The following is a 24570-nucleotide window of genomic DNA, read 5'->3' on the forward strand; positions in this document are numbered from 1 at the left end:
GTGATTCAGGGCACATTCGCGGTTTCGATGGCAACCATCCGCCGCGCTGATCCCTCCGGTACTCCAGAGTCCGCCTTACAAAGAGGTAATAGAACTTGTCCCACATCGAAGCGCCAGCAGAACGGCCCCTGGGCGTCGGCATCCTCGGCGCCGGGCCGGTCACCCAGGCCATCCACCTTCCGGCGCTGGCCCGGCTCCAGGACATCCTGGAAGTACGGCACATCATGGACGTGGACCCTGCGGTTGCCTCCTCGGTGGCAGCGCGCGTCGGTGCGGTCTCCAGCTCCGGCATGGACGAACTGCTGGGCGACCCCGGCGTGGACATCGTCGCCATCTGCAGCCCCCACCAGTTCCACGCGGACCAGGTCATCGCGGCGTGCCGCGCCGGCAAGAAGGCGGTCCTCTGCGAGAAGCCTTTCGCCATGAACGGCGAGGAGGCAGCCAGGATCGCGGACGCCAGCGCCGCGACGGGCGTGCCGATCGTGGTGGGAGCCATGCACACCTTCGATCCCGGCTGGCTGGCGGCGGAACAGAACTGGGGTGACCTCCCGGAGCGCGTCCACACCCTTCGCTCCTCGATCGTCCTGCCGCCGAATGCCCGCTTCGAAGACTTTGCCACCGAAATCATCACCCGCCCCGCCGCGGGCAACCCCGATTACTCGGACATCGGGGTCATCAAGGCCTTGATGCAGGGCGGGATCATGGGCCTGGCCATCCACGACCTCCCCCTGGTGCGCCGGTTCACCCCGGACTTCGGCGACATCGAGGTGCTCCAGGCGCGGCACGTGCGGCCCTCCGGCTACGCGGTTTCGCTCCGGACCCCCACCCGCGTGATTGAACTGCGCGCCGTCATGAACAGCACCTGGAAGCCGGAGTGGACCTTCGAGGCCATCGCCGACGACTCTGCGCTCCACATCGACTTCACGCCGTCCTACGTCCAGGCCGGGTCCGCTGTGGCCACCTTCTCCCGCGACGGGCAGGCCACCAGCTACGGCCCTTACGGCCACAACGGCTACGAAGGCGAGTGGCGCCACCTTGCCGAACTGGCCCGCGGAACCCGCCAGGCTCCCTCCGCCCAAACTTTGATCGATGACCTCACGTTTGCGCTTGCCATCTCCGGGGCCACCGTGCAGAACGTTGCCGCGGGACAAGCGGCCGCCGAAAAGGCAGGAGCCAACGCATGAGCGCCTACACAGTGGCAGCAACGCCCCGGGCCGGGGAAGCAGGGGCAGTAGCTTCGGCGGTTGCGTCCCTCCCGGCAACCTTCGGCCCTGCGGCGCAGGACCGGGCGGCTGACGTTGCGGTGATCGCCGGCGAAGCGGGCTGGACCACGGAGGCCGTCCGGGCCATCAGGTCCGGGTCGCGCGGCATCCTTGTGGTGGATCCCGTCCCGGAGGGCACCAAGCAGCTGGCGGACGCCGCCCGGGCCGCCGGTGCCGCCGTCGTCCTCGATCTCCACTGGGCCTCCAACCCTGCGCTGATCAACGAAAGCGGCAATCCCGACGCCCGTGATGCCGTACGCGGCGGCCTGGGCACGGCGTCCCTGATGGACAGCGTGGCGACGGCGGCTCCGGGCACGGACATCCAGCGCCTCCTGGCGCGGCACTTTGCCGCCGTGCTGGCCGTCAGCGGACCGCTGTACGGCGCCGAAGTCCTCCGCAGCGATGCCAGCGGCTACACGGTCAGCGCACGCCTGGCCAACGGCGCACCGTTCACCGCGCAGGGCGTACTCACCGGCGCCCGCCCGGCCGGCGTCGACATCCACCTCTACACGGCCGACGGCGGGGTGGCCGTCCGGGTGCCGGAACCGGACGCCGCGTGGCCCGCCGAAGTCAGGGCCACCGGGGCCCACGGCGAACTTTTGCTTCCAACCCTGTACGAATCCGCCCACCGTGCGGCGTGGCGGCGGCTGAAGACCCATCTCAGCGCCGGCACCCTCCCGGCCGACCTGCCCGGGTTCGCCCGGCTGACCGACCTCTACGCAACCCTCGCTGCCACGTAACCAGCCCACCGATACGCAACCGAACAGCAGTCCAGTCCCACCTCCACTCTCAACGATGAGCAGGACCGCACCAACGGCGCACAGCGCAAGACGGTCCCGAAAGGACACACATCATGAACGCAACTCCCGAACAGCGCCGCTCCTTCTCACGGCGCGGCTTCCTGGGCCTGACGGCTGCCGCAGCCTCCGTACCCCTGCTCGCTGCCTGCGGCGGCGGCTCGGCATCGCAGGGAGGCGGCGGGGGCGGGGCCGGCGGCACCGTGAAGTTCTGGGACATGCCCTGGGCAACACCGGCCTACAACGATGCCGCCAAGGGCATCGCGGAAGGTTTCTCCGGTGCCAATGGCGCCAAGGCGAGCTACCAGATCATCCAGTGGAACAACTTCTACCAGACCTTCTCCTCCGCGATTGCCTCCAAGACGGGCCCGGCTGTGTCCACGGGCGGCGGCTTCCAGGCCTTCCAGTTCGAGCAGCAGGGCCAGATCGCCTACGCGGACAAGGTGATCGAGAAGCTGAAGGCCAACGGCCAGTTCGATGACTTCCTGCCCGGCGTGCTGGACCCCTTCAAGTCGGACAAGGGCTACGTGGCGGTCCCGTGGCAGCTGGACATGCGCGTCTTCTGGTACCGCAAGTCCCTGTTTGAGAAAGCCAATGTTGCGCTGCCCACCGACTGGCCGTCGCTGCTGGAGGCCGGCAAGGCGCTGAAGAAGATCGGCGCGTTCGGCTTCACCACCGGCGCAGGCGCAGGCAACAACTACGCCAACCACTCCATGATCATGATGATGGTCAACAACGGCGGCGGTGTCTGGAACAAGGATGGCGAGCTGGACCTGCTGAACGACCGCAACGTCGAGGCCATGGAGTTTGTCCTGGAACTCGTGTCCAACGGCATCGTCGACCCCGCCGCCGTTAGCTACACCACGGACAACATGTCCGCCCAGTGGAAGGACGGCAAGGCCGGCTACGGCCTGTTCCAGGTGAACGTCCCGCAGCGCGTGGGCGACACCTCCGGCGACCTGCTGGTGGCTGACCCCATCAAGGGCCCGCACGGCGACAAGGCCACCATCGTCTTCCCGAACAACATCATGATGTACACCAACACACCGTCGCAGGACGCCTCGGAGGAGTTCCTGGTGTACTACCTGGGCCAGCTCAAGCAGCTGTGGCAGAAGAAGCTGATGTCCGCCCTCCCGGTCTTCAAGTCCATCACCGAGATTCCGGAATTCGCCAACGACCCCAACAACGTCAAGATCGTCAAGGACTGGCAGCCCATCGCCAAGACCTTCGCCGCCCAGGGCAGCAGGCTCAACGCCAACCTCGCCGCACTCGACGGCGGCCAGGCCCTGAACCAGTTCAGCCAGACCATCATCACCGGCAAGGCCGACGCCAAGACCGCCCTGCAGACCTTCCAGTCCGGCCTCGAGTCCGTCCTGAAGAAGTAAGCGCCCGCCATGTCCTCCACCACTGCACAATCCGGCCTCGCCCGGGCCCGCCGCGGGCTTGCCCCCGGCGGGTCCGGGGCCGCCCCCGGCAAACGCAAGAGCAAACTCTCGGCCCAGGCCACCAGGACCTTCTTCTGGCTCCTGCTCCCCTCCGTGGTCCTCCTTGTCCTGATCCACGGCTACCCGCTGATCTATGCCGCGGTCCAGGCGACGCACGACGGCGACCTGCTCCAGACCGGCAACTTCGTCGGCGTCCAGAACTTCACCACCGTCCTGACCTCGCCGGCGTTCTGGAAAGCCGCCCAGTTCACCCTCTGGTTCACCATCGTCGGCGTGTTCGGATCCTGGCTCGTGGGCCTGGGCCTCGCCCTGCTCCTGCGCACCAAGATCCCCGCCGGCAATACGTTCAAGGTCCTGCTGCTCCTGCCCTGGGTGGTGCCGATCGTGGTGTCCTCCACCGCCTGGAACTGGCTGGTGGCCACCCCGGACAGCCTGATCCCGTCGCTGTTCCGGAACCTCGGCCTGGGCACCCCGCTCTTCCTGGCCGACCCCACCCTGGCCTCCATCACCGTGATGGTCTTCAAAGTCTGGGTCAGCTTCCCGTTCATGATGATGATGATCTCGGCCGCCCTGGCGTCCGTGGACACCACCGTCTACGAAGCGGCCAGCATGGACGGCGCCAGCCGCTGGCAGCAATTCACCCAGATCACCCTGCCGCTGATCGCCCGCTCCACCTACATCAGCTGGATCCTGATGACCATCTTCTGCGTCAACGACTTCCCCACCATCTACCTGCTCACCGGCGGCGGCCCGGTCAACGCCACCACCTCCCTGGTGGTCCTGGCCTACCGCACCGTGTTCCAGGACTTCGCCACCGGCCCCGGCGTGGCCATCGCCTTCCTCATGACCATGACCCTGGTGGTCATCTCGGTCATCCTGTACCGCCAGATCCGAAAGTCGAGTGTCGAATAATGAGCGCAGCAGTCCACGCCCATCCCCAGTCCGGCCCGGCCCTCGGCGTCGGCCAGGCAGGCAACACCCGCCGGGTACTCTCCGAAGCCGGCCAACGCGGCCGCTGGTGGCGGTTCATCGCCATCCTCATCATCACCGCGATCGTGCTGGTGCCCATCATGGTCACCATCGTGCTCGCCTTCACCCCTGGCCCCAACAGCACCGCGACCGGCCTGACCTTCGAGAACCTCAGCAACGTCTTCTCCAAGACCCTTGCCGCCACGTGGCTGAAGAACAGCCTGGTCACCACTCTCTCCACCGTGGTGGTGTCGGTGGCGGTGGCCGCACCCGCCGGCTACGTCCTCTCCCGCGGCCGGTCCAAGGCCGTCTCCGGCTACTCCCTGCTCCTGTTCGTCATGCAGTCACTGCCCATCATCACCTCGGTGGTGCCGCTGTTCATCCTGTTCGCCGGGATGGGCCTGGTGGACAACCTCCTGGGCCTGACCATCATCTACGTCGGTTCCACCATGACGGTGGCCACCTGGATGATGGCCGCGTACTTCGACTCCATCCCCATCAGCCTCGAGGAAGCGTCCTGGATCGACGGTTGCTCCGTCTTCGGATCCTTCACCAAAGTGGTCCTCCGGAACTCCCTCCCCGGCGTCCTCTCCACCGCCATCTTCGCCTTCCTCCTGGCCTGGAACGACTACCTCGTGGCCATCGTCTTCCTCCGCTCCAACGAAATCTTCACCCTTCCCATGGGCGTGCAGTCGTTCTTCCAGCAAAACGCGACAGACTGGACCTCAGTCATGGCCTTGGCCGTGGTCATGATGCTCCCGCCCGTCATCGTGTTCGCCGCCCTGAACAAATACTTCAGCGTCGGTGGCATCGGCGGCTCCCTCGCGGGCCGCTGACCCCAACCCCAACGACCTCTACAAAACCGCTAAGGAAACCCATGTCCTACTCACTGCAGCTTTATACACTCCGCAACGCCATCTCCGAGGACCTGCCCGGCACGATCAAGAAGGTTGCCGCTATTGGCTACACCCAGGTGGAGCCCTACAACTTCGTGGCCACGGCCAAGGAACTCGGCGCAGCCCTGAAAGAGAACGGCCTCACCGCGCCGTCCGGCCACGCCCCGCTGATGAGCCAGGACCAGGACGAGATCTTCACCGCGGCCAAGGAACTGGGCATCAGCACGGTCATTGACCCGTTCCTGCCCGCCGAGCACTGGCAGAAGGCCGAAGACATCCAGGCCACCGCCGAAAAGCTCAACCAGGCTGCCAGGAAGGGGGCCGGGTACGGCATCCGGGTGGGCTACCACAACCACGCCTGGGAGCTGGAGTCCATCATTGACGGCCGCACCGCGCTGGAATACTTCGAATCCCTGCTGGACCCGGAACTCGTCCTCGAAGTGGACACGTACTGGGTAGCGGTTGGCGGCCAGGACCCGGTGGACATCCTGGCAAAGTTGGGTGACCGGGTGAAGTTCATCCACATCAAGGACGGCCCCCTCACCAGGGACAACAAGGCCCAGCAGCCGGCAGGCCAGGGCAAAGTGCCGGTCATGGACGTGATCGCCGCGGCCACGTCGCTTGAAGTGGGAGTCGTGGAATTCGACGACTACGCCGGTGACATCTTCGAAGGCATCGCCGAAAGCCTCGCCTTCCTGAACAGCAACACCGCAGCCGAGGGGGCCACCGCATGAGCACCCCCGCAGCACAATCTCCCCGCAAGGGCCCGGTGGGCGTCGGCGTCATCGGCGCCGGCGTGATCAGCAAGCAGTACCTGGACAACCTCACGGCGTTCCCGGACCTGAAGGTCCACGTCATCGCGGACCTCTTCGAGGAAGCTGCCGAGGCACGGGCCAAGGAGTACGGCGTCCCCGAGTGGGGCGGGGTGGAGAAGGCCCTGAACCATCCCGACGTCGAAATCATCGTCAACCTCACCATCCCGGCAGCACACGTGGAGGTGGCCACCGCCGCCGTCAACGCAGGAAAGCACGTCTGGACCGAGAAGCCCTTCTCCCTGGACCGCGAGTCCGGGCTCGGCCTGCTCAAGACGGCGGACACCGCCGGTATCCGCCTGGGCTGTGCCCCGGACACCTTCCTCGGCGCCGGCATCCAGACCGCCCTGCGCCTGATCCAGCGCGGCGACATCGGCACCCCGCTGACGGCGATGACCACCTTCCAGACCCCCGGCCCGGAGTCCTGGCACCCCAACCCGGCCTTCCTCTTCCAGCACGGCGCCGGCCCGCTGTTCGACATGGGCCCGTACTACCTCACCACCCTGGTCCAGGCCTTCGGCTCCATCCGCAAGGTGGCCGCCGTCGGGTCCAAGGCCAAGGATGTCCGCGTGATCGGTTCCGGCCCCAAGGCGGGCGAGGAGTTCACCGTCGAGGTGCCCACCCACGTCTCGGCCATGGCGCAGTTCGAGTCCGGCGCCTCCTCGCACAGCGTCTTCTCCTTCGAGTCCCCCCGGACCCGGATGGGCTTCGTGGAGATCACGGGCACCGAAGCAACCCTGTCGCTGCCGGATCCCAACTACTTCACCGGCGACATCAAGCTCTGGCGTGCCGGCGACGAGGACTGGACCACCGTTCCGGCCGCCGGGCCCGCCAACGGCCGCGGCATGGGCGTCCTGGACATGGCACGGTCCCTCCGCGCCGGCGTCCCGCACCGCGCCACCGGTGACCTGGCGTACCACGTGCTGGACACCATGGTTTCCATCAGTGAGTCCATCGACTCCGGCACGTTCATCGACGTCGAAAGCTCCGCCCCGGCATCCGCCGCCCTCCCCGAGGACTGGGCACCGGAATCCGCAACCCTCTGACAGGCAGCAGGAACGCATCATGAGCACACCCGCACACCCCTCCGAATCCACGCCCTCCCGCCCCCTGGGGGTGGCCGCGATCGGTTACGCCTTCATGGGCAAGGCGCATTCCAACGCATGGCGGAATGTGGCCAGCTTCTTCGACGTCCCGGCCTTCGAGCAGAAGGTCCTCGTGGGCCGGGACGCGGACGCCGTGGCCGAGGCCGCCGCCAAGTACGGGTGGGCCGAATCGGCAACGGACTGGCGCACCGTGATCGAACGGGACGACATCGACATCGTAGACATCTGCGCCCCCGGCTGGATGCACGCAGAAATCGCGGTCGCCGCCCTGGCGGCGGGCAAGCACGTCCTGGTGGAAAAGCCCCTGGCCAACACCCTGGCCGAGGCCGAGCTCATGACCGCCGCGGCAGCCAAGGCCCGGGCCAGGGGCGTGCAGTCGATGATCGGCTTCAACTACCGCCGGGTCCCGGCCCTGGCCCTGGCCAGGGAGCTGATCGCGGAAGGCCGGCTGGGCACGGTCCGGCACGTCCGCGCGGCGTACCTGCAGGACTGGCTCGCCGATGCCGAGGCGCCCATGACGTGGCGGCTGCGGAAGGAAACTGCCGGGTCAGGCGCGCTCGGGGACATCGCCTCCCATGCCATCGACCAGGTCCTGTTCCTCCTGGGCGGCGAGGTCAACGAGGTCACCGGCCGGCTCAACACCTTCGTGGACCGGCGCCCCGGCGAGAACGGCCTGGAGGACGTCACGGTCGACGACGCCGCCTGGGCCACGCTGTCCCTCGCCTCGGGGGCCATCGCCTCTGTCGAGGTTTCCCGGGTGGCCACAGGACGGAAGAACAGCCTCCAGATCGAGGTCTACGGCGACAAGGGCAGCCTGCTGTTCGACCTCGAAAACCTCAACGAACTGGGCTTCCTGGACGCCACCCTCCCCGTCCGTGAGCAGGGCTTCCGCCGCATCCTGGTCAACGAACCCGAGCACCCGTACATCGAAGCCTGGTGGCCCCAGGGCCACATCATCGGCTGGGAACACACCTTCACCCACCAGGTCCGCGACTTCCTGCTGGCGGTCCGGGACGGAACCCAGCCCTCGCCGTCGTTCGAGGAAGGCCTCAACGTCCAGCACATCCTCAGTGCCGTGGAGGAATCCGCAGCCAACAAGAGCACGCTCACCGTCGTCCGCCGCTAGGGCGCCACCGCGCGCCAGCCAGCCACCAGCCAAGGAGATCCATGTCCCGCCCGTTCACCCTGTTTACCGGCCAGTGGGCCGACCTGCCCTTCGAAGAAGTCGCGAAACTGGCTTCCGGCTGGGGCTACGACGGCCTGGAAATCGCCGTCTCCGGCGACCACCTGGACGCCTGGCGCTGGGACGAACCCGGCTACGTCGAGTCCAAACTCGAGATCCTGGACAAGTACAACCTCAAGGTCTGGGCCATCTCCAACCACCTCAAAGGCCAGGCCGTCTGCGATGACCCCATCGACTTCCGCCACCAGGCCATCGTCGGCTCCAAAGTCTGGGGCGACGGCGACCCCGAAGGCGTCCGCCAACGCGCCGCCGAGGAAATGAAACACACCGCCCGGCTGGCCAAGGCACTCGGGGTGGACACCGTGGTCGGGTTCACCGGCTCCGCCATCTGGCAGTACGTGGCCATGTTCCCGCCCGTCCCGGAAAAAGTCATCGACGCCGGCTACCAGGACTTCGCCGACCGCTGGAACCCCATCCTGGACGTCTTCGACGAACAAGGCGTCCGGTTCGCCCACGAAGTCCACCCCTCCGAGATCGCCTACGACTACTGGACCACCGTCCGCACCCTCGAAGCGATCGGCCACCGCGAAGCGTTCGGCCTGAACTGGGACCCCTCGCACATGATGTGGCAGGGCATCGACCCCGTCTCCTTCATCTGGGACTTCAAGGACCGGATCTACCACGTGGACTGCAAAGACACCAAGATCCGCCAGACCGGACGCAACACCGTGATGGGCTCCCACCTGCCCTGGGGCGACCCCCGCCGCGGCTGGGACTTCGTCTCCGCCGGCCGCGGCGACGTCCCGTGGGAAGCCTCCTTCCGCGCCCTGTCCGCGATCGGCTACAACGGACCCATCAGCATCGAATGGGAAGACGCCGGCATGGACCGCCTCCACGGAGCCCCCGAAGCCCTCGCCGCCCTGAAGAAGTACGACTTCCCCGCCTCCCAAACCAGCTTCGACGCCGCCTTCAGCAGCAACGACTGACCCGGTGCGCGGGCTGTCGCCGGGGCAGCAGTGCCAGGTGTGGATCGCCTCAGCCACGGGAGCGTTGGACCTTGCATACTCCACGGGGAATATGCTTCTCGAGGCGCCCAACTGGTCCCTCGACGGATCATCGCTGATCCTCAACGGGGACGGCAAACTGTGGCGCCTGGGCCTGGCGGACGGGTCCCTCGCCGAGGTCCCGGTGACCGGCGTTCCTGCCCTGAACAACGACCACGTCCTGGCCCCGGACGGGAAAACAATCTACGTGTCCGCGGATGACGGGCACATCTACCGGGCGCCCCTTGCGGGCGGGCCGGCCACCAGGGTGACCGGCGACGACGGGTCCTTCCACTTCCTGCACGGCGTCAGCCCGGACGGCAGTGAGCTCGCTTATGTCGGAATCGAGGCGGGAGACTTTACCCGGCCCGGCCGGCTGGTGACCATGCCGTCCGACGGCGGTGCCGCTGCCGCCGTCGACGTCGGGCCGGGCCACTGCGACGGTCCCGAGTACTCGCCCGACGGGAAATGGCTGTACCTGAACACGGAATCCTTCAGCACCGTTCCCGGCCACGCCCAGCTGGCCCGCGTCCGACCGGACGGCAGCCAATTCGAACAGCTCCTGGCGAGCGGCACGGTGGACTGGTTCCCGCATCTCTCCCCGGACGGCAGCCTGGCCAGCTACGTCCGCTTCCCCGCCGGAACGCAAGGCCACCCCGCGGACCTGCCGGTCGACGTCGTCCTTGTCGCCACGGACGACTGGGCCACCCCGCTGCAGACCTGGCCGGTCTCCGGCGGCCAGGGCACCCTCAACGTCAACAGCTGGTCGCCTGCCTCCGACCGCTTCGCCTGCGTGGCATACCCGGGTCGGGAGCAGCCGGCAGCGGAGCCTGAAGCCCGCCGCCACCCGGGCCACTAAGGCGCCTGGGCGGACCCGCGGTCCAGGACAACGTCGTACGCTTCCACCCGGCGGTCCGTTACCGTCGTAGGCGATTCCAGATGCACTGCCCCGGAGGGCAGGATGCCCGCGCCGCCATACCGCTCCATCACCTGCCATTGCGCCACCACGTCCTCCCCGGCGTGCCCGGCCGGAAGGCTGCTCCAAAAACGGAACCCACCGGCGTCGACCAGCAACTGCCTGCGGTAGAGCACGCAGCCACCCAGCCACGCCACGTGGTACGGCACCCACTCGCCCGGTTCCAGGGAAAGGTCAGCGCCGAGGTGGCTGAGGTTCGCCGCGTTGTGCAGCGGCCAGCGATCGAACCCCGGACCTTCCGGGCGGATCCGTTCGGGAGTCACCGGCCCGTCCCATGCCTCGAAGGGTGCCGTCTGATCGGGCCTGCGGTCAGCCAGGAAGGATAGACCCTGCGGCGCCATGCCCACGAAACCGCAGCCAAGCTCTTCCAGGGCCCGGCTCAGCACGTCCAGTGCGCCGGGTTCCAGCCAGACGTCGTCGTCCAGGAAGAGGCACTGGCCGGCGGTGGACTGCTCCAGCAGGTACTGCCGGTGTTCGGCGAGCCCACGCCGCGGAAGGTGGCGCAGCAGCGTGACGGGGCGGCCCTGCGCCTCGAGTACCCGCACCATGGCTGCGGCGGCCGGGTGTTCCCAGGCGGGTTGGCCCGCTGACTGGTCGCTCACCACGACGGCGAACGCCGGGTCCTCCTGGCCGGCAAGTCCGGCGAGGGTGACGGCGAGCTCGGCCGGCCGGTTGCAGGTAGGCACCAGGACATCCACTGCCGCCCCATCCTGCTGGTCCGTGGGCCGCGCCCACTGCCCTGAAGATCTCCTGCCCATGGTCCACCTTCCTGGCATCGATATCGGGTCCGGCACGGGGCGCCCCCCGCTCCTGCCGGCGTGGTTTCGCGTGTTCCGTACCCAGCCGGACCCGATGTATGCGGGCACGGAAAGGCCCCGGTTACGGCTGCCGGCGGGGCAGCGGGAACCGGGGCCTGCGTGGAAAGCTGGCTTATCCGGCGTCGAAGCTTTCGTCGTCGTCATTGGGCGATTCTTCTTGCGGAAGGTCGTTGCCGCTGCCGTCCGGGATGCCCGTGGCTTCCTGGCCGGACTCCGAGGAGTTCGGCGCCGACCCCTGGGAATCGTCGTTGGACTCATCGATCTCCGCGGCACTGGACGGGAGGTCCATGTCGTGCGGGACCGGGTCCTGGCCCGTCCCGGACTGCGGTTCGTTGGTGTCCGCGCCCGCCGGCGAAGCACCGCCGGACTGCTGGGCGCCGCTGCTGGACTGCTGGCCGCCCTGAGTGCCCGCCGCTTCCTGCTCGGCGGTGGGGGTGCCGTAGCCGCCCGGGGCCGACTCGGGTTCAGCCTGCTGGTTTTCCTGCGTCATGCTTCCTCCTGTTGTGCGTTGCCGATGGTGCACGGGTAATAATCAGTAAACTTATCAAACGTTGGCACAGGCGCAACGGGCAGCCGCCTTTCTGGGTACGGGAGGAGTAGAAAGAAGACGTGGGTCCCCGCCGCAGAGGAAGGAGCGCCGATGTCCGATGTTGAGGACTACACCGGCCGCACGGGCCGGAACGAGACCCGCGAGGAGCAGCTGGACCGCAACTGGGCCGAACTCCTCCAGGAGTTGCGCGTACTCCAGACCGGCGTGCAGATCCTTGCCGGCTTCCTGCTGACACTGCCATTCCAGCAGCGGTTCGAAAAGCTGGACGACTGGGAGGTTGGCCTCTACCTCGCCAACGTGGTGATTGCCGCCCTGACCACGGCCTTCATCCTCCTCCCGGTCAGCGTGCACCGGCGGCTCTTCCGGAAGCGGCTCAAGGAGACGCTGGTTTCCAGCGCCGACACCATCACCAAGATCGCACTCGGCGGCATTGCCCTGTTGAGCGCCGGAACCGCCGCCCTGGTCTTCGATGTCGCGGCAGGAAGGTCTGCCGGCGTCACGGCCGGCGGTGCACTGCTGGGCGTCATGGTAGTGATGCTGGTGTTCGTTCCCCTTCGCCTGAACAAGCGGGCCACCGGGAGGATCCTTCCGCCGGCAGGAAGCAAGGAGTGATGAATGCGCAAGTGGGCTAAAGAGCATGGACTGCTGATGGCCAACCTTGGCCTGTTCCTCGTGTTTTTCGTGGGAATGGTCCTCTCCGGCGCGGCGTCCTACAGCGAAGACCAGCAGGCCCACGGCGAGCCCGCCGTGTCCGTGCTCCAGTTCCTGGGCACGGGCGCGTTCGTCGAGGCCACCTTCGAGAACTGGGAATCGGAGTTCCTGCAGATGGGCATGTACGTGGTCCTCACGGTGTTCCTGTTCCAGAAGGGCTCATCCGAGTCCAAGCCCATGGGCAAGCGGGCACCGCAGGACCAGGACCCGCGGGACGCGCAGATCAGCAGTGCCACGCCGTGGCCGATCCGGCGCGGCGGGGTGGTGCTCAAGCTGTATGAGCACTCCTTGTCGATCCTGTTTTTCGTCCTGTTCCTTGCCTCATTCCTCCTGCACGCCGGCGGCGGCGTGGACGAGTACAACCAGGACCAGCAAAGCCACGGCCAGCCCGCCATCACCTTCCTGCAGTATCTGGGAACCAGCCGGTTCTGGTTCGAATCCTTCCAGAACTGGCAAAGCGAGTTCCTGGCCGTCGGGGTCCTGGTGGGGGCGTCGGTGTACCTCCGGGAAAGAGGGTCCCCGGAATCAAAGCCGGTTGCCGAACCAAATTCTGAAACCGGCGCCTGAGGCGCCCCTCCACGCCGCCGGTCAGGCGCCCTCGAGCACCTGGCTTGTTGCCCAGGCCAGGTACTTGCCGGCGTTTGCCACGGCGTCTTCGGGGCTGGATGCCACGTCCAGCAGCTGCGCCGCGGCGACCACTCCGTGCCCGGCCAGGTCCTCGAACGTCACCAGGATCCTGCCGGCCACCACAATGACGGGAATGCCACGCTCCCGGGCCGCGTCCGCGAGCGCGATCGGCGCCTTGCCGGTCAGGGACTGGGAGTCCATGGACCCCTCGCCGGTAATCACCAGGTCCGCCTGGTCCAACTGGCCGGCCAGGCCGGTCAGCCCGGCCACCAGCGCAAAACCGCCTTCCAGCGAGGCATCAGTGAAGGCAAGGAACGACGCCGGGAAGCCGCCGGCGGCGCCCGCGCCGGGGACGTTCACGTCCCGGCCCGTAGCTTCGCGCAGCACCGACGCCCAGTTGCGCAGCCCGGCGTCGAGCATTTCCACTGCATCCTGGTCCGCACCCTTTTGCGGGGCGAAGACGTGCGCAGCCCCGGACGGCCCATACAGCGGATTGCGGACGTCGACGGCGATGCGAAAGGTGGTGGCGGTCAGGCGCGGGTCCAGTCCCGTCGTGTCCAGGGTTGCGACGTCGCCCAGCGAACCGCCGCCCAGGGGCACCACATTGCCGGCCGCGTCCAGGGGTTTCAGGCCCAGGGCGCGGAGGGCGCCGCTGCCGCCGTCCGTCATGGCGGATCCGCCCAGGCCCAGGACGATCTCGGTGGCACCGGCGTCGAGGGCCGCGGCAATGAGCTGTCCGCAACCGTAGCTGTGGGCACGCAACGCATTCGCCGGGATTGGTTCCATCTCTGCCAAGCCGGATGCCTGGGCGGTCTCGATCACGGCGGTGACCGTGCCGTCACCGCCCTTATGGATGGCCCACGCAGCCCCGAGCGGAGCGAGGATGGGGCCCACCACGGCGTTCAGCCGCTCCTCGTAGCCAGCCGCCACCGCAGCCTCCAGGGTGCCCTCGCCGCCGTCGGCAATGGGGAACTGGGTGGCGACGGCGTCCGGGTACACCCGGAGAGCTCCCTCGGCGATAAATGCGGCCGCCTCGGCTGCCGTCAGGGACCCCTTGAACTTATCCGGAGCAATGAGAATGCGCATGCGCTCCATCATGCCAGCAAGCGCTGGGAAAGCGCTTGCCTGATTCAGGATGCGGACTTCCAGTGTGCCGGAGCCGCCTACCCCTCACGCCATTCGTTGCCCGTGAGGTGCGAACCCGCCTGCGGACCCATCTGCAGCATTCCGCCATCGACCACCCAGGCAGCACCCGTTACATAGCTTGAGGCCGGCGAGGCGAGGAAGGCGATAACGTCGGCGATCTCCCTCGCGTGGCCCGGCCGGCCGAGTGGCACCCCCGGGCGCTCCGTCGTCGTCGGATCCTGGTCCTCCTGCCCCGTCATGGGGGTGGCGATCTCGCCCGGGGCCACCGTGTTGGCAGTAATGCCATACTGCCCCAGCTCCAGGGCCAGGGTCTTCATGAGGCCGCCCAGGCCATGCTTGGACGCGTCGTAGGCGGAGGAGCCAACGCGGGGCTGGAACTCATGGACGCTGGACACGGCCACCAGCCGCCCTCCCTTTCCCGCCGTGACCATTCGGCGCGCCGCGGACTGCAGGCAGGCAAAGGCCCCGTTGAGGTTCGTGTCCAGGATCCGCATCCACTCGTCGATTCCCATGTCCAGGAACCTGGTGTTCGCACCCGTGCCCGCGTTGTTCACGAAGACGTCCAGGCCCCCCAGTTCCCCGGCGAGATCATCAACGACGGCCGCCGCGGCACGGAATTCCCTTGTGTCCAGTTGCCGCACCACGGCCTTGCGCCCCAGGCCGCGGATTTCCTCGGCGGTTTCCTCGGCACCCGCCTTGTCCGTATGCCAGGTGACGCCCACGTCCATCCCGTCCCGGGCCAGCGCCACGGCTGTGGCCTTGCCGATGCCAGAGTCGGAAGCGGTGACGATTGCGGTGGTGGGTGTGAAGTTGCTGGTATCCGGCATGGCGGGGCCTCTCGGTGGGTCAGGCAGGGCGGCGGAGGTCGGGCTGGTAGGACTCGTCGTCACCGTCGGTGGAGGCTTCGGCCTCCTGGGGTGGGGGCGCCAGGTCCGGCCGTTCTTCCCGCACGGCCATGAGGGGCACCGCGAAGGTCACCACGGGCCGGCTGTCGGCGTCGTCAGCCGCCCTGATGGTCAGGCTCCTGGTGCCGGGCGGCACGGAGGGCGCGAAAACCTGCAGGTTGCGCGTGCCAACCGTGGCGGAGTCCTGCAGCGCGTATTTGGTACCGAAGTGGTCCTGGAGCATCAGCCGGGGTTCCGGCGAGTCCCCTGAGGGAAGGTGGATGTTTACCACCAGGCCCGAGGCCCAGACTTCCACGGACAGGACGGTGAATTCGGTGGCTGACGTGACGTGCCGCCCGTAGGTGGGAGGCAGCAGCATCCGGCGAAGGTCTCCGGATGGGATGAGGTTGCTCATGATCGTTCCTGTGGGTCTTGCGCCGGCGGCCGGCCGGGGCGCCGGGGGGTGTCCGGCGCCGCCCGAACGCTGGGGCGCGGTTGCGGCTCGGGCGCTCTTCCGGGCTGGGGTCTTCCAGCCCGGAAGAAGTTGAAGGGGCGCCGTCGCTGCGCTGTTCCTGGTTGATGAAATTCATTTCCGGGAGCCGAAGGTGTCCAACCATTCCTCCCAGCCGGCGTGGCCATCCTTTCCCCCGGACAACTAGTAAGTCTACTTACCAGCAAGCCTCCGGTTCGCGTCCCTGTCAAGGGGAGGGGAGGGATCTTTGCGTGCCGGCTGCGGGCATTGCGGCATTTCCGTACCCGACGGCCCGGGGACGTGGGTGGCCGGGCTACCGGCGGGGGCGGACCACTGCGTAGTACCCCGGCACCCGGTCCTGGCCGGGTACGCCGGTCACGGGGTTGGTTTCGATCGACGTATGGCCGTCTTCCAGGAGTTCCCAGGCCGACGCCGGGAACGCACGTTCCCGCTCTTCGGGACCAAAGTGCCCTGGCATGGGCAGTCCCCGGATGGCCAGTTCCAGCGGCGCAGGGATGCCCCGGGTGGTTGCCCCAAGGTGGGACACATACTCCACCGGGTTCCCCTGGAAGTTGGTCTCCGCCATGAAGACGGTGCCGCGGCGGCCCGCCAGGAGCCGGAGGTTCTCGACGAGGGCCACCTGATGGGCCGGGGCCAGGACGTGCAGGACGCCGCGGATGAAGGCGTTGGCGCCGTCACCGCCCGCGTTGATGGACTCCGCCAGGGCCGCCCCGGCCCCTTCCGCCGTCATGTCGCGTGCTTCAAAGGCCGTGTTGCAGTGTCCGGCGGACTCCGCCCGGGCCCTGGCAACGGCGTGCGGGGAGACATCCACCCCCACCACGCGCGGAAAGACCTCCGCCAGCGCACGGGTAAAGCTGCCATGGCCGCAGCCGGTGTCCACAACGGGAAGGGCGGGGTCCAGGTACTGCAGGAGACTGTCCTTGTAGCCCAGGAACTCGTGGTCGCTCCCCGAATCCCACAGGACCTCGCCGCCCGGTCCGGTCGCCGTGATGCGTGCCCAATATGCGTCCCACGCTTTATGCCTGTCCTTCGGCGCGCCCCTGGACAACCTGACCAGCTTGGGGATCATCAGGTACTTCTGCAGGACGGACCGCGGCGACTTCGTTGGGGAGGACACGGCTCAAATATATGTTCCCTGCCCGGGAGCCGGCGTTGCTTCAGCCACATTACGGCGCGCCTTTCCCGACGCGGCACGGTATGCGGCGTGCAACGCCGGGGCCTCGCGCTCTGGACCGGCGCGGCCCGCGTCCCCCTAGAATGTACTCAACTGGGAGGAAGGGATCACTGTGACGGCTGTGCCGAGTGGCGTGCACCTGGCCCGTACCGCCGTCGTCGCTGATCCCAACGCCCGCCGGCTGGCCCGCAATGCCCAGGCGCTGCGTGATGCCGGGTATGGCGTCCTGGAGGCCTCCGACGCCGCCGGCCTGGCCGCCCTGCTGGACGCGGGCCAGCCCTCCGTCGTCGTGGCCGATGCGCTCCTGGCCTCTGTCCAGTCCGCGGCGCCCGTCCTGGTCATGGTGGATCTGGACAATCCGCAGGAGATCGCGGCGGCCACCCGGGCCGGCATCCACGACTGCATCACCAAACCGCCGGAGCCCAAAGAGCTGGTCCACCGCGCCTCCGTCCTCATCGAGCAGGTCACCCGGCGGCGTTCCTCCCGGCAGGTGGCCGAGGGCCTCCGCGAGCAGCTGCGTGAGGTTTCTGCCGCAGTACGTGCCACCAACGATCCGCAGGAGATCGCCAACCACGTGGTCTCCGGCTTCGGCCGGACCTTCAAGGCCGACCATGTGGTCCTTTCCACCTTCGAGGACCCCCGCGTCCCGGTAATCACGGCCAGGTGGCACCGGCAGGGACTGGTGGAGCTGCCCGAGGGCGCACTTCCCGGCGAGGACGAGGCGCGGGCCGCGGCAGATGCCCTGTGGGCCGGCGCAGAAACACTCTCTGCGGATGGAACGGAACCCGAGTCCCGTGCCGCGGAAAAGCCCGCCCGGGCCATCGCCGGAGCAGCCTCGACGCTGGCGGTGCCCATCGGAGAAGGCAACTCTTCCCTGGGCATCATCTGGATCGCCATGATGGACCGGCCCCGGACCTGGTCCAGCGCCGAGCTGGGGCTGATCCAGCACGTGGCCGGCAACGCCGCCTACGGGCTCATCCAAAGCCACCTGATCAGCAGCCAGCAGCAGGTGGTCAAGCAGCTGCGGGACCTCGACAAAGCGAAGACGGATTTCCTGGCCACGGTGAACCACGAGCTGCGTACCCCGCTGACATCGATCATGGCGTACCTGGACATGATCCAGGAGAGCACCGAGCACCCGGTGTCCAGGGAAGTCCACCAAATGCTGGACATCGTGGTCCGCAACACCGAACGGCTCCGGACACTCATCGAGGACATGCTCAGCGTCTCCCGCGGCGGCCTGGACACCACCGAAATGCACCTGGCGCCGGTGCGCCTGGGACGCACCCTGGACCTGGTGGCCGCGGCGCTCCGGCCGCTGGCGACACTCCAGAACGTCACCATCGACGTGGACCCGGTTCCGGAGGACCCGGAGATCCTGGCCGACGAGGTGCAGCTGCAGCAGGTATTCACCAACCTCGTGTCCAATGCCATCAAATTCACGCCCAGCGGCGGCCGGATCGAGGTGGGCAGCGAATCCCTCGCCGCGGCGGACGGCTCCAAGTGGGCCACCGTGCGGATTGCCGATACCGGCATAGGCATCTCGGGTGACGAAATCGACCATGTGTTCACCAGGTTCTACCGGGCTTCGAACGCGATGAACGGCGCCATCCCTGGAACAGGGCTGGGCCTTGCAATCTCCAAGGACATCGTGGACCGCCACGGCGGCCGGATCGACGTCGCCTCCACGCTGGGCATCGGGACCACCGTCACCGTCAGCCTCCCCCTCGGCACTGACCGCGCCCAGGCCAATTAGGCGTCAAAGGAGGACTGGCCATGTTTGCCAATGACGACCCCCGGCTCTCCCAGCTGCTCGAAGGCATCGTCAAGCTTGCCTCAGGCGACCTCACGTCCCGGATAGAGGTCTCAGCGGCCCGGGACGAACTCGATGCGATCATCATGGGCACCAACCTGCTGGCCGAGGACCTGCAGGTCATCTACGAGGAACTCGAGCAGCGGGTCCAGGTCCGGACCCAGCTCCTGCACGAGGCGCACCTCGAGATGCAGAAGATGGCCATGCAGGACCCGCTGACCGGACTGGCCAACAGGTCTGCCCTCCTTGAGTCCCTCCGCACCGCACTGGAAGCTCCGGCCACGGCGGACGCCGAGCGCGTGCAGGAGGGGCCGGCCATCCTGCTGATGGACTTGGACGCGTTCAAGTCCATCAACGACAGCCTGGGGCACACCGCCGGCGACCAGGTCCTGATGACCGTGGGCGAAAGGCTGCGGAACGCGGTGCGGGCGTCCGACGTCGTCGCCCGCCTGGGCGGTGACGAATTCGCCATTGTCATGCCGTCGGCGTCGGCAGACCAGGCAGCCATCGTGGCGCACCGCATCCTGGCGTCCCTGAACGATCCCATTGAGCTCCCCGGCCGGAGCGTGCGCTGCGGTGCCAGCATCGGCCTCAGCGTCGGCAGCGAGGGCCAAAGCCCGGAGGACATGCTGATGGAGGCGGACGTCGCCATGTACGCCTCCAAAGCCGAAGGCCAAAACAAGCTGCACCGGTTCGAGCCGGCGCTGCTGCTGATGCGCAGGCTCCGCAGCCAGCTGGTGGATGACCTGCGGGCCGCCATCAAGAACGATGCCCTGACGCTCCACTACCAGCCTGTGGTGGAGCTTGGCACCGGCCGGATCGAGGGCGTGGAGGCGCTGGTCCGGTGGAACCACCCCACCCGGGGCTTCATCATGCCGGACGAATTCATCCCCCTCGCCGAGGAGGCAGGCCTGATCTCGGAACTGGGCCTCTGGGTCCTCAAGGCCGCCGTCAGGCAGCTGCGGGCCTGGATTGATGCCTCCCTGGTGGACAGCAGGTTCTCCGTTCGCATCAACATCTCCGCCACCGACTTGCAGAGCCTTCAGTTCATCGAGGACGTGCGCAACACCCTCAAGGAGACCGGCGTCAGGCCCGAACAGGTTGTCCTGGAGCTGACCGAAGTGGCAATCGTCAAAGGCAATGAGCTGGACCGGTATTCGCTGGGAGGGCTCCGCGGCCTGGGCGTGGGCATCGAAATCGACGACTTCGGGACCGGCTACTCTTCCATCAGCTACCTTCGCCGGCTGCCGGTGGACCGGGTCAAGGTGGACCGGTCGCTGATCACCGGGCTCGAGAGCGATCCCAACCAGCCCGCCCTGGTGGCGGCCGTCCTGCAACTGGTGCGGGCATGCGGGCTCGAAGCTGTGTGGGAGGGCGTGGAAACGGCGGAGCAGGCCGAGATACTGCGCGGCCTGGGCTGCCGCAGCGCCCAGGGTTACTACTTCAGCCGCCCCGTTCCCCCGGAACAGATTCCGGAACTGCTGGCTGACCAGCAGGAAAGCGCTAACCAGTAACGCAAAAACTACTGCGCTTTTCCGGCCGCCGTTATACGATCAGCGTGCGGTGTCTGCTTTTTCGCCGCCTCGAAAATCAGGTTGGCAGCACCGTTCTTTTATAAGGCGTTTGGACATTTGAAAATTTTTGGGCCATCGGGTCATTACTTCGTCAACTGGGGGCGTTGCTAATGTCGGTTCGGGTACAGGCATGGGGAATTATCGCCGCCGTGCTGGCGGATACGGATCCTGCGGGAGCCGCGGTCCGGCAGCGGCTGAGCAACAGCCTCGATGAGAATCCCGGCGTGCCCGAGCGGGCCCTGCTGGAGTATCTCCTCGAGACCCGGCGCAGCGACGCCAACATGGTGGAAACCCTGGATACTGCAAGGGAGATGCGCCTCACGCCGCCGGCGCTTCCGCCTCATTTCGCGGAACAGCTTGACGCGATCCGCAGTACCTCCCGGATCAGCGCGCTGCTCGAAAACCAGATGCTGATGACCGCCTTCCAGCCGATCTACGGGCTGGCAGGAAAAGCGGTGGTGGGCGCCGAAGCGCTCTCCCGGTTCGTCAGCGATGACGGCGCGGCCGCCGAATTATGGTTTGCCGAGGCCGCCGCCGTGGGCCTGGGTGCCAACCTGGAGTTCTCGGCCCTGGGATCCGCTGCGGCGGCCGCCCGGGACCTGCCCGGGAACCTGTACGTGTCCCTCAACATTTCGCCCACGTCCTGCATGGATCCGCGGCTGCCGGAACTGTTCGACCACATCGATCTTCCCATCCACCGGGTGGTCCTGGAACTGACCGAGGACATTCCGGAAGAGGAGTACCTGCAGTTCCTGTCCGCCATCAATCCGCTGCGGGAAAAAGGGCTGCGCATCGCGGTCGATGACACCCACACGGGAGCTGGCGCGCTGAGCCGCATGATCCACCTGAAGCCCGACTTCCTCAAGGTGGGCCGGAACGTGATCGGCGACGTCGACAAGGACGGACTGCAGCGGGCACTGGCTGCCTGCCTGGTGGACTTCACGGACCAGATCGGCATCACCCTGGTGGCCGAGGGCATCGAAACCGTGGGTGAGCTCAAGGTCCTCACCGAGCTGGGCATCAGTGCCGGGCAGGGGTACCTGCTGGGCCGGCCGTCGGTGCGGCCAAAGGACTGGGCCAGCTGGAATACGCGCCTCGACGTGGACGGACTGGAGCGCCAGCTGGCGGGCCAGTCGGAACCACGGGCCGTTCCCCGGCGCGCTGAGTCTTCCTGAAACCACTTCAGGGCAGGTGGGGCAGCGGGCGTTAGGCCCACCGCCCCACTGACGGTCCGGGCCTTATTCGGAGTGGCCCTGGTCCCTGCTCATCTGGCCCTCCGCCGGCGGCGTCTCTCCCGGCGGCACTCCCCCGCCGGGCTCCAGGCCGGTGACGTTGCCGTCCAGCGGATCCGGGTTGGGTGAGCCGGCAGATTCCCTGCTGCGTTGCTCCGCCAGGCGGGGCTGCGCGGCTCCCACCTCGCCCTTCCCCGGACGGTCGGGGTTGGCGGGGTCATTTTCCGGATGGTAAGTGCTCATTGCTGTCCTTCCTCTCCGGCTGCGGTTCGTTTCCCCAGCACTGGACTAATTGTAAGCATGCTGACAATTCTGGAGGACTAGGGCCGGAACGCCGCAAATGCGATTGAGGCCGGGCAGCACAAGGCACCCACCGAACAGGACCGGGCCTAGCCGGCGGACGCCGGCGGCCCATCATCCCCGGGCCCGGTGGGCCACTGGCCGCGGGCGCGCAGCACGTCGCGGAGCAGGTCCGCCCGGTCCGTCACAATGCCGTCCACGCCCAGCTGGAGAAGGCGGTGCATTTCGCCCGCATCGTTGATGGTCCACACGTGCACCACCAGGTCCAGGTCATGCGCGCGCCGGATGAAGCCCGGGGTGACAACGGGAACCCGCCCGTAGCGGACGGGCACCTGCAAGGCGTGCACGTCCCGGAGGACCCTGCGCATCAGCCGGTTGAATACCGGCCGGGGAAGTATGGGACCCAGCAGTGTGAACAAGGCATTCGAGGCCACCCCGGCGGAGGAGGCCACCGGCTGGCTGAGCAGCTTGAGTACCGCCCGCCTCCGCCGGTCCGAGAAACTTGTGACCAGCACGCGGTGGTGTACCTGGTGCCGCTCGATCGCGGCAGCAGTGCTCCGGACTGAACTCCAGTCCTTCACGTCCAGGTTCAGCCGCGCGTCAGGAAGCTGGGAAACCAGTTCCTCGAATGTGGGGATGGGTTCCCGGCCGTTGATCCGGGCCTTGGCCACGTCCGCAGCGGGGAGTTCAGCCACCCTGCCCTTGCCGTCGGTGACGCGGTCCAGGGTTTCATCATGGAACAGCAGCAGCACGCCGTCCGCGGTGGTGTGCACGTCCGTTTCGAGGTACCGGAAACCGAGTTCGACGCCGGCGCGGAACGCGGCCATCGAGTTTTCCAGGCCCTCAGCCGAGAATCCCCGGTGTGCCATCCCGATGGGAAGCTGCCGCCCGGCGTCGTCAGGGTGCTCAAAGAAAGGCAGGCTCACACTGCGAGCCTACCTCCAGCGTTCACGGGTGGAACCCGCCGTCAGTCCAGGCAGTCCGTCTCGCCGCAGGGAACGATGTCCACGCCATCGCCGCAGTGCAGCAGGGTCCGCCCGCGGCCGGCGTCCAGGTGGACCCAGACCGCGGTGTGGTCCGCCGTGATGGTGTCCACCACGCCACCCGCCTCAAACCCGGGCGCGAACTGGACCCGGACCCGGTCCCCCTGGCGCAGCTGCTTCCAGTGCGGAGCGGGCGTTGCTTTGCGCAGCGGCGCGTCGGCTGCGTGCTGACTGACGTTTCTTGCCATGGTTGCCCCCTTATCGAGCCGGCGGGAGGGTGCCTGCTCTCCACGCTTCACGCTACGGCGGGAAGGTAAACGCCAGGTGAGCGCGAGCTGTGAAGTTGGGGGTGCGGGGCCCGCACCGCGGGTCAGGAAAACTGGACCCCCAGGGCGGCGAGCCGCGCCTCCAGGACCTGGGCCACGCCGTCGTCGTCAAAATGCGGCGCCTGCTGCCCCGCCGCGCGGATGGCCTCCGGATGGCCGCTGGCCATCGCGTAGCCGTGGCCGGCCCAGCGGAGCATCTCAATGTCGTTGGGCATGTCGCCGAAGGCCACGACGTCGGCGGCGCCGATGCCCAGTGCGGCGGCGTATTCAGCAAGGGTGACGGCCTTGTTAACGCCCGGCAGGGACAGTTCCAGCATGGCAACGCCCGGTGAGGAGTGGGTGGTGGCGGCCAGGTGTCCGACGGCGGGCGCCACCTCGGCGAGGAAGTCGTCCGGGGTGCCTTCGCGGACGATGGCGAGGAATTTGACCACGGCGTCCTTGTCGGTGAGTGTGTCCCGCAGCGGGGCGGGGGTGAACTCGGCGAGGAGTTCGCTGGATTCGTTTTCGATGAAGCCCGGCTCCAGGTGGAAGCCGGCGAGTGTTTCCGCGGCAAACAGCGCGGCCGGGCGGAGCGCCTTGATGATGCGCCGGGCTTCCATGACGGTGTCGATCGCGAGGGTGCGCGCGGAGACCAGGCGGTCCGCCTCAAGGTCCCAGACCACGGCACCGTTGGAGCAGATCACGCGGCCGGTGTGGCCCAGCTGCTCTTCGAGCGGGTGCAGCCAGCGGGGCGGGCGGCCGGTGACAAACACCAGTTCGACGCCGGCGTCACGGCAGGCGTGGAAGGCCCGGACGGTGCGGTCGCTGATCTTTCCGTCGTGTCCGAGGATCGTTCCGTCAATATCGCTTGCAACCAACCGCATCCTGCAAGTCTACGTGGGGATTGGCCGGCGTCGTCCGGCCGGCGGCCCCCAGGCTGGTGCGCCCCCTGGTTCAGACGACTCCGCCGGGTGCCCGATGTCAGTCGCCGGGGCTACACTGGAACTATCGAACATATTTTCGAATAAAGGTGTGTTGTGGGCGTTATTGTCGGTCCCCGCGTGGTAGATGCGGGTGCCTCGTTGTTCTCGGTGCTGATCTCGCCAGTGGCGGTCGCAGCCGGTTTTCCGTCGCCCGCCCAGGACTATTTCGACGGGCGGATCGACCTGAATGCCCACCTGATCAAGGACATCACCAGCACCTTCGTGGTCCGCGTGACCGGGGATTCCATGGAAGGAGCAGGCATCAGCGATGGCGACGAGCTGATCGTCAACCGCGCTCTTGAACCCAAGGACGGGTCCGTGGTGATCGCGGTGCTGGACGGGGAACTGACGGTCAAACGCCTGCGCATCACCGGCACCGGCGTGGTGCTGCAGGCGGAGAACCCAAAGTACCCGGACATCCGCGTACCCGCACTGTCCGAGCTCACCATCTGGGGCGTTGCCACCAGGTGCCTGCATCATGTCTAGGG

General features: G+C 67.5%; 26 protein-coding genes. 16 read left to right on the forward strand and 10 right to left on the reverse strand.

What is annotated here, in order from left to right; genetic code table 11:
* Window positions 1-95 precede the first annotated feature (95 nt).
* From NIBR502771_RS04225 to NIBR502771_RS04270, 10 genes are all read left to right on the forward strand, one after another.
* Window positions 96-1184, forward strand: a complete 1089-nt coding sequence (locus tag NIBR502771_RS04225) for a Gfo/Idh/MocA family protein (RefSeq protein WP_371706618.1) — start codon at window positions 96-98, stop codon at window positions 1182-1184.
* A complete protein-coding gene (locus tag NIBR502771_RS04230) occupies window positions 1181-2002 on the forward strand; it encodes a hypothetical protein (protein ID WP_141158631.1) in 822 nt (273 codons plus the stop codon). The genes NIBR502771_RS04225 and NIBR502771_RS04230 overlap by 4 nt, the downstream gene beginning before the upstream one ends.
* 113 nt (window positions 2003-2115) lie before the next feature.
* A complete protein-coding gene (locus NIBR502771_RS04235; protein ID WP_141158632.1) occupies window positions 2116-3444 on the forward strand; it encodes an ABC transporter substrate-binding protein in 1329 nt (442 codons plus the stop codon).
* A gap of 9 nt (window positions 3445-3453) precedes the next feature.
* Window positions 3454-4416: a carbohydrate ABC transporter permease gene (locus NIBR502771_RS04240; protein ID WP_141158633.1), complete on the forward strand. Its 963-nt coding sequence runs from the start codon at window positions 3454-3456 to the stop codon at window positions 4414-4416.
* The gene (locus NIBR502771_RS04245; protein WP_018762699.1) at window positions 4416-5309 is read left to right on the forward strand and encodes a carbohydrate ABC transporter permease; all 894 of its coding nucleotides are present in this window, start codon (window positions 4416-4418) and stop codon (window positions 5307-5309) included. Before NIBR502771_RS04240 ends, NIBR502771_RS04245 begins: the two co-directional genes overlap by 1 nt.
* Window positions 5310-5350: 41 nt before the next feature.
* On the forward strand, window positions 5351-6103 hold the full coding sequence (locus tag NIBR502771_RS04250; RefSeq protein ID WP_141158634.1) for a sugar phosphate isomerase/epimerase: 753 nt from the start codon (window positions 5351-5353) through the stop codon (window positions 6101-6103).
* Window positions 6100-7227, forward strand: coding sequence for a Gfo/Idh/MocA family protein (locus NIBR502771_RS04255; protein WP_141158635.1), 1128 nt, complete (start codon window positions 6100-6102; stop codon window positions 7225-7227). Before NIBR502771_RS04250 ends, NIBR502771_RS04255 begins: the two co-directional genes overlap by 4 nt.
* A 19-nt stretch (window positions 7228-7246) precedes the next feature.
* Window positions 7247-8413, forward strand: a complete 1167-nt coding sequence (locus NIBR502771_RS04260; protein ID WP_141158636.1) for a Gfo/Idh/MocA family protein — start codon at window positions 7247-7249, stop codon at window positions 8411-8413.
* 41 nt (window positions 8414-8454) lie between these two features.
* Entirely contained in the window at window positions 8455-9456 is a 1002-nt protein-coding gene (locus tag NIBR502771_RS04265) for a sugar phosphate isomerase/epimerase (protein ID WP_141158637.1), read from the forward strand.
* A gap of 37 nt (window positions 9457-9493) precedes the next feature.
* Window positions 9494-10372, forward strand: a complete 879-nt coding sequence (locus NIBR502771_RS04270; protein WP_246839808.1) for a biopolymer transporter Tol — start codon at window positions 9494-9496, stop codon at window positions 10370-10372.
* Here the strand turns inward: NIBR502771_RS04270 and NIBR502771_RS04275 are convergent.
* Together NIBR502771_RS04275 and NIBR502771_RS04280 are read right to left on the reverse strand one after the other, a co-directional pair.
* The gene (locus tag NIBR502771_RS04275; protein WP_141158639.1) at window positions 10369-11247 is read right to left on the reverse strand and encodes a glycosyltransferase family 2 protein; all 879 of its coding nucleotides are present in this window, start codon (window positions 11245-11247) and stop codon (window positions 10369-10371) included. The two genes, NIBR502771_RS04270 and NIBR502771_RS04275, sit on opposite strands and share 4 nt — an antisense overlap.
* 172 nt (window positions 11248-11419) lie before the next feature.
* Window positions 11420-11797 carry a hypothetical protein gene (locus tag NIBR502771_RS04280; RefSeq protein WP_141158640.1) on the reverse strand — a complete coding sequence of 126 codons (378 nt, stop codon included), beginning with the start codon at window positions 11795-11797 and terminating at the stop codon, window positions 11420-11422.
* 150 nt (window positions 11798-11947) lie between these two features.
* Between NIBR502771_RS04280 and NIBR502771_RS04285 the strand changes: the two genes are divergently transcribed.
* On the forward strand, window positions 11948-12469 hold the full coding sequence (locus tag NIBR502771_RS04285; protein WP_141158641.1) for a DUF6328 family protein: 522 nt from the start codon (window positions 11948-11950) through the stop codon (window positions 12467-12469).
* Window positions 12470-12472: 3 nt separating this feature from the next.
* Window positions 12473-13135, forward strand: coding sequence for a DUF6766 family protein (locus NIBR502771_RS04290; protein WP_141158642.1), 663 nt, complete (start codon window positions 12473-12475; stop codon window positions 13133-13135).
* Window positions 13136-13156: 21 nt separating this feature from the next.
* On the opposite strand, the gene NIBR502771_RS04295 is transcribed toward NIBR502771_RS04290, so the two are convergent.
* The 4 genes from NIBR502771_RS04295 to NIBR502771_RS04310 all read right to left on the reverse strand — a co-directional run bounded on the left by NIBR502771_RS04295 (window position 13157) and on the right by NIBR502771_RS04310 (window position 16787).
* Window positions 13157-14281 carry a glycerate kinase gene (locus tag NIBR502771_RS04295; RefSeq protein WP_141158643.1) on the reverse strand — a complete coding sequence of 375 codons (1125 nt, stop codon included), beginning with the start codon at window positions 14279-14281 and terminating at the stop codon, window positions 13157-13159.
* 77 nt (window positions 14282-14358) lie between these two features.
* Complete coding sequence (locus NIBR502771_RS04300) at window positions 14359-15168, reverse strand: SDR family oxidoreductase (protein WP_141158644.1); 810 nt, start codon at window positions 15166-15168, stop codon at window positions 14359-14361.
* Window positions 15169-15187: 19 nt separating this feature from the next.
* A complete protein-coding gene (locus NIBR502771_RS04305) occupies window positions 15188-15640 on the reverse strand; it encodes a hypothetical protein (protein ID WP_141158645.1) in 453 nt (150 codons plus the stop codon).
* A 370-nt stretch (window positions 15641-16010) separates the two neighbouring features.
* Entirely contained in the window at window positions 16011-16787 is a 777-nt protein-coding gene (locus NIBR502771_RS04310) for a class I SAM-dependent methyltransferase (RefSeq protein WP_141161404.1), read from the reverse strand.
* Between the two features lie 217 nt (window positions 16788-17004).
* On the opposite strand from NIBR502771_RS04310, the gene NIBR502771_RS04315 reads away from it, so the two are divergent.
* The 3 genes from NIBR502771_RS04315 (at window position 17005) to NIBR502771_RS04325 (ending at window position 21454) form a co-directional block, all read left to right on the forward strand.
* Window positions 17005-18648: an ATP-binding protein gene (locus NIBR502771_RS04315; RefSeq protein ID WP_141158646.1), complete on the forward strand. Its 1644-nt coding sequence runs from the start codon at window positions 17005-17007 to the stop codon at window positions 18646-18648.
* A gap of 20 nt (window positions 18649-18668) precedes the next feature.
* Entirely contained in the window at window positions 18669-20219 is a 1551-nt protein-coding gene (locus NIBR502771_RS04320; protein ID WP_141158647.1) for a bifunctional diguanylate cyclase/phosphodiesterase, read from the forward strand.
* A gap of 170 nt (window positions 20220-20389) precedes the next feature.
* Window positions 20390-21454: an EAL domain-containing protein gene (locus tag NIBR502771_RS04325; RefSeq protein WP_246839809.1), complete on the forward strand. Its 1065-nt coding sequence runs from the start codon at window positions 20390-20392 to the stop codon at window positions 21452-21454.
* A 63-nt stretch (window positions 21455-21517) separates the two neighbouring features.
* On the opposite strand, the gene NIBR502771_RS04330 is transcribed toward NIBR502771_RS04325, so the two are convergent.
* From NIBR502771_RS04330 to NIBR502771_RS04345, 4 genes are all read right to left on the reverse strand, one after another.
* Window positions 21518-21754, reverse strand: a complete 237-nt coding sequence (locus NIBR502771_RS04330; RefSeq protein WP_141158648.1) for a DUF6480 family protein — start codon at window positions 21752-21754, stop codon at window positions 21518-21520.
* Between the two features lie 146 nt (window positions 21755-21900).
* Window positions 21901-22737 (reverse strand): glycerophosphodiester phosphodiesterase, encoded by an 837-nt coding sequence (locus NIBR502771_RS04335; RefSeq protein WP_371706619.1) that lies wholly within the window; start codon window positions 22735-22737, stop codon window positions 21901-21903.
* 41 nt (window positions 22738-22778) lie between these two features.
* Window positions 22779-23042, reverse strand: coding sequence for a hypothetical protein (locus NIBR502771_RS04340; RefSeq protein WP_141158649.1), 264 nt, complete (start codon window positions 23040-23042; stop codon window positions 22779-22781).
* A 122-nt stretch (window positions 23043-23164) separates the two neighbouring features.
* The gene (locus tag NIBR502771_RS04345; protein WP_141158650.1) at window positions 23165-23983 is read right to left on the reverse strand and encodes an HAD family hydrolase; all 819 of its coding nucleotides are present in this window, start codon (window positions 23981-23983) and stop codon (window positions 23165-23167) included.
* Between the two features lie 153 nt (window positions 23984-24136).
* Here NIBR502771_RS04345 and NIBR502771_RS04350 point away from each other — a divergent pair, with 153 nt between their 5' ends.
* Window positions 24137-24568 carry a LexA family transcriptional regulator gene (locus tag NIBR502771_RS04350; RefSeq protein WP_141158651.1) on the forward strand — a complete coding sequence of 144 codons (432 nt, stop codon included), beginning with the start codon at window positions 24137-24139 and terminating at the stop codon, window positions 24566-24568.
* Window positions 24569-24570 lie beyond the last annotated feature (2 nt).

The organism is Pseudarthrobacter sp. NIBRBAC000502771, from assembly GCF_006517215.1.
Taxonomy (GTDB): Bacteria; Actinomycetota; Actinomycetes; order Actinomycetales; family Micrococcaceae; genus Arthrobacter; species Arthrobacter niigatensis.

Excerpts from the sequence above, each read along its gene's own strand:
- NIBR502771_RS04325 (WP_246839809.1), top strand. The coding sequence starts at position 20,390 with ATGTCGGTTCGGGTACAGGCATGGGGAATTATCGCCGCCGTGCTGGCG.
- NIBR502771_RS04340 (WP_141158649.1), bottom strand. The coding sequence starts at position 23,042 with ATGGCAAGAAACGTCAGTCAGCACGCAGCCGACGCGCCGCTGCGCAAA.
- NIBR502771_RS04295 (WP_141158643.1), bottom strand. The coding sequence starts at position 14,281 with ATGCGCATTCTCATTGCTCCGGATAAGTTCAAGGGGTCCCTGACGGCA.
- NIBR502771_RS04310 (WP_141161404.1), bottom strand. The coding sequence starts at position 16,787 with ATGATCCCCAAGCTGGTCAGGTTGTCCAGGGGCGCGCCGAAGGACAGG.
- NIBR502771_RS04330 (WP_141158648.1), bottom strand. The coding sequence starts at position 21,754 with ATGAGCACTTACCATCCGGAAAATGACCCCGCCAACCCCGACCGTCCG.
- NIBR502771_RS04345 (WP_141158650.1), bottom strand. The coding sequence starts at position 23,983 with ATGCGGTTGGTTGCAAGCGATATTGACGGAACGATCCTCGGACACGAC.
- NIBR502771_RS04235 (WP_141158632.1), top strand. The coding sequence starts at position 2,116 with ATGAACGCAACTCCCGAACAGCGCCGCTCCTTCTCACGGCGCGGCTTC.
- NIBR502771_RS04280 (WP_141158640.1), bottom strand. The coding sequence starts at position 11,797 with ATGACGCAGGAAAACCAGCAGGCTGAACCCGAGTCGGCCCCGGGCGGC.
- NIBR502771_RS04265 (WP_141158637.1), top strand. The coding sequence starts at position 8,455 with ATGTCCCGCCCGTTCACCCTGTTTACCGGCCAGTGGGCCGACCTGCCC.
- NIBR502771_RS04300 (WP_141158644.1), bottom strand. The coding sequence starts at position 15,168 with ATGCCGGATACCAGCAACTTCACACCCACCACCGCAATCGTCACCGCT.
- NIBR502771_RS04305 (WP_141158645.1), bottom strand. The coding sequence starts at position 15,640 with ATGAGCAACCTCATCCCATCCGGAGACCTTCGCCGGATGCTGCTGCCT.
- NIBR502771_RS04260 (WP_141158636.1), top strand. The coding sequence starts at position 7,247 with ATGAGCACACCCGCACACCCCTCCGAATCCACGCCCTCCCGCCCCCTG.
- NIBR502771_RS04230 (WP_141158631.1), top strand. The coding sequence starts at position 1,181 with ATGAGCGCCTACACAGTGGCAGCAACGCCCCGGGCCGGGGAAGCAGGG.
- NIBR502771_RS04250 (WP_141158634.1), top strand. The coding sequence starts at position 5,351 with ATGTCCTACTCACTGCAGCTTTATACACTCCGCAACGCCATCTCCGAG.
- NIBR502771_RS04245 (WP_018762699.1), top strand. The coding sequence starts at position 4,416 with ATGAGCGCAGCAGTCCACGCCCATCCCCAGTCCGGCCCGGCCCTCGGC.
- NIBR502771_RS04290 (WP_141158642.1), top strand. The coding sequence starts at position 12,473 with ATGCGCAAGTGGGCTAAAGAGCATGGACTGCTGATGGCCAACCTTGGC.
- NIBR502771_RS04285 (WP_141158641.1), top strand. The coding sequence starts at position 11,948 with ATGTCCGATGTTGAGGACTACACCGGCCGCACGGGCCGGAACGAGACC.
- NIBR502771_RS04255 (WP_141158635.1), top strand. The coding sequence starts at position 6,100 with ATGAGCACCCCCGCAGCACAATCTCCCCGCAAGGGCCCGGTGGGCGTC.
- NIBR502771_RS04275 (WP_141158639.1), bottom strand. The coding sequence starts at position 11,247 with ATGGGCAGGAGATCTTCAGGGCAGTGGGCGCGGCCCACGGACCAGCAG.
- NIBR502771_RS04320 (WP_141158647.1), top strand. The coding sequence starts at position 18,669 with ATGTTTGCCAATGACGACCCCCGGCTCTCCCAGCTGCTCGAAGGCATC.
- NIBR502771_RS04240 (WP_141158633.1), top strand. The coding sequence starts at position 3,454 with ATGTCCTCCACCACTGCACAATCCGGCCTCGCCCGGGCCCGCCGCGGG.